Genomic DNA, 5,892 nt, shown 5'->3' on the forward strand with positions numbered 1-5,892 from the left:
TTGCAAGTGCTTGGGGGGTCATCATTTCGTCGTGTCCGCAGTTGACGGGGTGCACGGTGATGTTGCCGGTGACGTAGGGGGTCCAGTTTTGCGGATTGGAGTCGGTGTCGTCGGTGTTTTGGGTGGCGGAGAAGATGATGATGTCGCCGTGGTAGATGTCGGGGATGTGTTGGCGTAGCAGTGACTCGTTGATGTTGTGGTTGTGCACGGCGAAGTCGAACAGCTGGCGCGGGGGTAGGACGAATTCCACGGATTGTCCATGTGCGCGGATCAGTTCCTCGGCGTGCTGGTAGGTCAGCGGCGCGGAGGGGTCGTCGATGCCGATGCCGCTGGAACGCAAAAACAGGCTCAACAGGCGATGCTCACCGGGGTTGTCTTCGGCGGCGTAGCGGGAGCCGGGGGTGCGCAGCACCGGGTCGAGCAGGATCACCCGTTGCACGTGGCAGCCGCGTCGGGTCAGCTCGATGGCGATCGCGTGGGCGACCGGACCGCCGAACGACCAGCCCAGCAGGTGGTAGGGCCCCTCAGGGTGCACGTTTTGAAGCCGATCAGCATAGGTCTTGGCCATCTCAGATATCGAGACCGGTTCGGCCTCACCGGCGGTGGGGATCTGGTTGATCCCGATGATCGGGCAATCCAGATAGCCGCCCAACCCCCGATAGGCATAGCTTTGGCCGTTGCCTTCATGCACACAACACAACGGCACACCGCTGCCGTGTTTGAAGATCTCGACCGGCACCAGCTCCAACGCGCTGTCTTCGCGGCCCAACTGTTCACTGAGACCGCGCACCGACGGCGCGATCAGCAGCGTACGCACCGCCACATGGGTGTCCAACGACTTGTTGATCGCCGCGACCAACCGCATCGCCGACAACGAATCTCCACCCAGATCGAAAAACGAGTCCTCGACGCTGACCCGCTGCACCCCGAGCACCTGGGCATAGATCCCGGCCAGAACCTCCTCGGTCAGCGTGGCCGGCGCCCGATAGCCATCACCATCGGCGTACTCCGGCACCGGCAGGGCCCGGGTGTCGAGTTTGCCGTTCGGAGTCAGCGGCAACGCCTCGAGCACCACCACCGCCGACGGCACCATATAGACCGGCAACCGCTCCCGTAACGCAGCACGCGCCGCGGCCGGCTCGACGGACCCAGGAACCGACTCAGTGGCATAGCCGACCAGACGCTTATCCCCCGGGCGGTCCTCACGAGCGATCACCACCGCCTGCTCGACCCCCTCACAGGCGTTCAACGCCGCCTGAATTTCACCCAGCTCGATGCGGTATCCGCGGATCTTGACCTGCTCATCAGCGCGGCCCACATAGCGCAACTGCCCATCAGGCTCCCAGGCCACCAGATCCCCGCTGCGATACATCCGTTGACCCGATCCCCCGAAGGGACAGGCCACAAACCGCGACGCGGTCAACGACGCCCGACCCAGATAGCCCTCGGCCACCCCGGCGCCGGCCACATACAACTCCCCCACCACCCCGGTTGGCACCGGGCGCAACCAGCCATCGAGGACGAAGAACGCCAGATGGGCCAACGGCACCCCGATCGGAGACACCGCACTACCGGTATCGGCGGGGGTGATCTCGCGCAGCGAGGCATGCACCGTGGTCTCGGTGATGCCATACATATTCAGCAACCGCGGCGAGGCAGGATGACGACCCAACCACGCCCCCAGACGAGCCGGCTCCAACGCCTCCCCACCGAACACCACCGCCTCGAGGTTGAGCTGATCACCCGACTCCGCAGCCAACCCGTCAGCGGCGGCCAGGGCATAAAACGCCGACGGGGTCTGACTCAACACCGACACCCGCTGGCCGGCCAACACCGCGCACAACTCCTCGGGGGCGCGCACCACCGCATCGGGCACCACCACCACCCGACCCCCAGAAAGCAACGCCCCGAAGATCTCCCACACCGAGAAATCAAACGCCAACGAATGACACTGCGACCACACCCGATCCGGGCCCACCTCGGCCTGCAGGGTCTGCAGCAAACCGGTCACGTTGCGGTGCGCCACCGCCACCCCCTTCGGGGTCCCCGTGGTCCCCGAGGTGTAGATCACATACGCGATGTCATCGGGGACCGGCCCCGGCGGCGCCACGCTCGGTTGGCTGTCGATGACGGGGTCGTCGAGATCGATAACCACCAACTCGTCGTGGTCGGCCAGCCGGGACCGCAGCCCGGCGGTGGTGATCGCCGCGACCGGCGCGGCGTCGGTGAGGACGAACCCGATCCGCGCATCGGGATGGGCCGGATCCAGCGGCACATACCCCGCCCCCGACTTGAGCACCCCCAACATCGCGGTGATCGCCTCAGCGGAGCGCTCCACAAGAAGGGCTACCCGATCACCCCGACCCACCCCGTGACCAACGAGCAAGTGCGCCAACCGATTCGACGCCTCATCCAACTCTTGGTAGGTCACCGAGTCAGCACCGCAGCTGATCGCCACCGCCTCCGACGCCCGCGCCACCTGGGCAGCGAACACCGCCGGAATCGACATCGGGTCCGGCCCCGGTTGGGCCAACACCGCCCGGTTACCCCAACCCAAAAGCCGGGCGTGAGCGATCTCGTCGAGCACCTCGATCGACGACAACGGTCGTGACGGATCAGCGGTCATCGCCTCCACCACCCGCTCGAAACGCTGCAGCAGCGCCTCAACACCGGCCGCGTCGAACACCTCGGTGTCGTACTCGACACGAATCCCGAGTTCGGCCCCGGGCCCGGCCACCACCGTCAACGGATAATGCGTGGACTCGCGGGTGCTGAACTCGGTGATGGCCAACTCATGCTCGCCGGACAACGCCGCCGCATCGACCGGATAGTTCTCATAAACAAACAACGTGTCGAACAACTGATCCTGACCCGTGACTCGGTGAATCTCGGGCAACGCCAAATGCTGATGCTCCAGGGTTCGTTGGTGATCTCGTAGCAGTTGCTCGAGTAACTCGCCGGTGGTCGTGGTGGCGGTCAGCCGCGCGCGCACCGGCACCGTGTTGATCAACAACCCCACCATCGACTCCGCACCCACCACCTCAGCCGGGCGCCCCGACACCGCGGTACCGAACACCACATCATGCCGGCCAGTCAACGAACCCAACACCTGAGCCCACCCCGCCTGCAACACCGTGCTCACCGTCGTGTGCTTGGAGCGCGCCAACTCGCCAAGAGCCGTGGTGGTCTGCTCAGAGAACTGGTGGGCGACAACTCCTTTGGCGCCGGGCTCCACCCGACCGAGTCGACCCACCAAGGTAGGGGTGTCAAACCCGGCCAACACTTCACTCCACGCCGCCCGCGCCCCATCCAAGTCCCGGCCGGCCAGCCACGTCACGAACCGGCGATACGGAACCGCCGGCGCCAACGACTGACCGTAATAGCCGGCAAAAATCTCACCCAACAGCACCGGCAACGACCACCCATCCACCACGATGTGATGACACGTCAACACGAACCGATGCCGATCCGCCGCAGTGCGGATCAACATCGCCCGGAACACCGAGGGGCCCGTCAGGTCGCACACCGCCGCCCGCTCAGCAGAGCACCGATGTTGAACCTGCTCATCGCCACCGTCCACGGCGCCGGTGCTCAAATCGACATAGCTCCACGGCAATTCCGGATCAGCCTCGATGACCTGTATCGGCTCCTCGAATTCGTCGTGGAACCGCGCCGCGAGATGCGGATGACGCGCGACGACGGCCTGCACCGCATCGCGCAGCCGCAGCCCGTCGAGGGGACCGGTGATGGTGAAATCCAGTTGCACCGCATACACATCATCGCTGTGCGCAGTGCCAGCGTGAAACAGCAGTCCGTGCTGCAGCGGAGTCAACGGCAACACATCAGCGACCACATACCGGCTGCACAACTCATCGAGCTGCGGCTGGCTCAACCGGGCCGGCACGACATCCGACGGGCTCAACCCACCCCCCCCCGCTTGCACATGCGCACAGATCCCGGCCAGGGCCTCAAACCACAACCGGCTCAACCGATCCACCTGCGCGCGATCCAGCACCGACGGCGCCCACGACCAACTCGCCTGCAGCCGCGGACCGGCATCGGTCTCAGCTACCGCGGCGTTGAGATCCACGGTATGCGCCAACGGCATCGCGGTCGCCGACGCCGCACCCACCAGCCCCAAACCCTCCGCCGACAGGCGCCACAACTCCTCAGAAACCTCACCCGCGGCCGCGCCCAACCGACCCAGATAATTGAACCCGATCACCGGATCAGCCCCATCCAGGTCGACCTCGGAATTCAGATAACGCAACAACCCGTAAGTCAGGCCGTCAGGCAACGCGCGCAACTGCTCCTTAGCGTCCTTGACCACCGCCCCCAGACCCGGGCCACCAGCGGCCACCAGCGCCCACTGCAGTCCGCCAACGCTCAACGCCACCGGATACTTCGTGGTGAACCACCCCACCGTGCGGGTCAAATCCACATCATCTGCCAACTCTTCGTGGCGTCCGTGACCCTCCACATCGACAACAATCGGCGAACCGTCGACACCGCAGAACTCCGCCACCGCCATCGCGAACGCGATCAACAACATGTCTTGCACCCCGGCATGAAACGCCGCAGGCACCTCGCCGAGCAGCATCCGGGTCGTCTCAACATCTAACGCCACCGACAAGTTCCCGGCGGTGGCGAACGTATCCAACGCCGGTTGCACCGCCGGCAGCGCGGGCGGGATCGCGGCCACCTCCCGCCACGCATCAACCTCAGCGACCACCTCAGGGGCATGAGCGTAGTCGGCCAACAACCTCGACCACCGAGCGAACGACGTCCCACCGCTCGGAAGGTCGATCGACTGCCCGCCACGATGCTGAGCCCAGGCAATGTTGAGGTCCTCCAACAGGATTCGCCACGACACCCCATCCACCGCCAGATGATGGATGATCAACACCAACTGACCCGTGCGCGCGACCCACAACGCAGACAGCATCACCCCGGCCGCCGGATTCAACCGCGACCGCGCCCCCACCACCGCCGCATCATCGAGAATTTCGACAACCTGCACACACTCAGCGGCGGCCACCGCACCGGCCTCGGGCACCGTCAGCGTCCAGCCATCGGCGCCGTCGTACTCCACGCGCAGCCGCAACATGGCATGCCGATCCAGCAGCGCCTGCAACACCACCACCACATCGGCCTCGATCACCCCGGCCGGGGCTTGAACCACCATGGTCTGGTTGAACTCATCAGTCGGACCGTCGATGCCCTGCAGCCAGTGCGTGATAGGCGTCGCCACCACCGGCCCAAGACCTTCATCGACCACGCCGGCCGCGGTATCGGCGACCCGCACCACCCGAGCCAACCGGGCCACCGTCTGCTCAACGAACACATCGCGCGGGCGGCACAGCAGACCCGCCGCCCGAGCCCGGGCCACCACCTGCATCGACAAAATGCTGTCCCCGCCCAACTCAAAAAACGAGTCATCCACCCCGACCCGCTCCAACCCCAACACCTGGGCATAAATCCCAGCCAAAATCTCCTCGACCACGCTCTCGGGCGCCCGATAACGATCAGCATCGGCGTACTCCGGAGCCGGCAACGCCCGCCTATCCAACTTGCCGTTCGGAGTCAACGGCAACACATCGAGCACCACCACCGCCGCAGGCACCATATAACCCGGCAACCGCTCCCCAAGTTGGGCACGCACCGCCACCGGATCAACACCACCAGCGACCAACTCGGTCACATACCCCACCAACCGCTTATCACCCGGACGATCCTCACGAGCGATCACCACCGCCTGATCCACCCCATCACAACCGGCCAACACCGCTTGGACCTCACCGAGCTCGATGCGATACCCACGGATCTTGACCTGCTCATCAGCACGACCCACATACCGCAACTGCCCATCAGCACCCCACCACACCAAATCCC

Annotated in this window: 1 protein-coding gene; it reads right to left on the minus strand. The window is 65.2% G+C overall.

The window, feature by feature from the left end; all coding sequences use genetic code 11:
* A partial coding sequence (locus A5650_RS01300; protein ID WP_156743966.1) for a non-ribosomal peptide synthetase occupies nt 1-5,892 on the minus strand: 5,892 nt, incomplete at both ends.

Source organism: Mycobacterium sp. 1164985.4 (assembly GCF_001668575.1).
Classification (GTDB): domain Bacteria; phylum Actinomycetota; class Actinomycetes; order Mycobacteriales; family Mycobacteriaceae; genus Mycobacterium.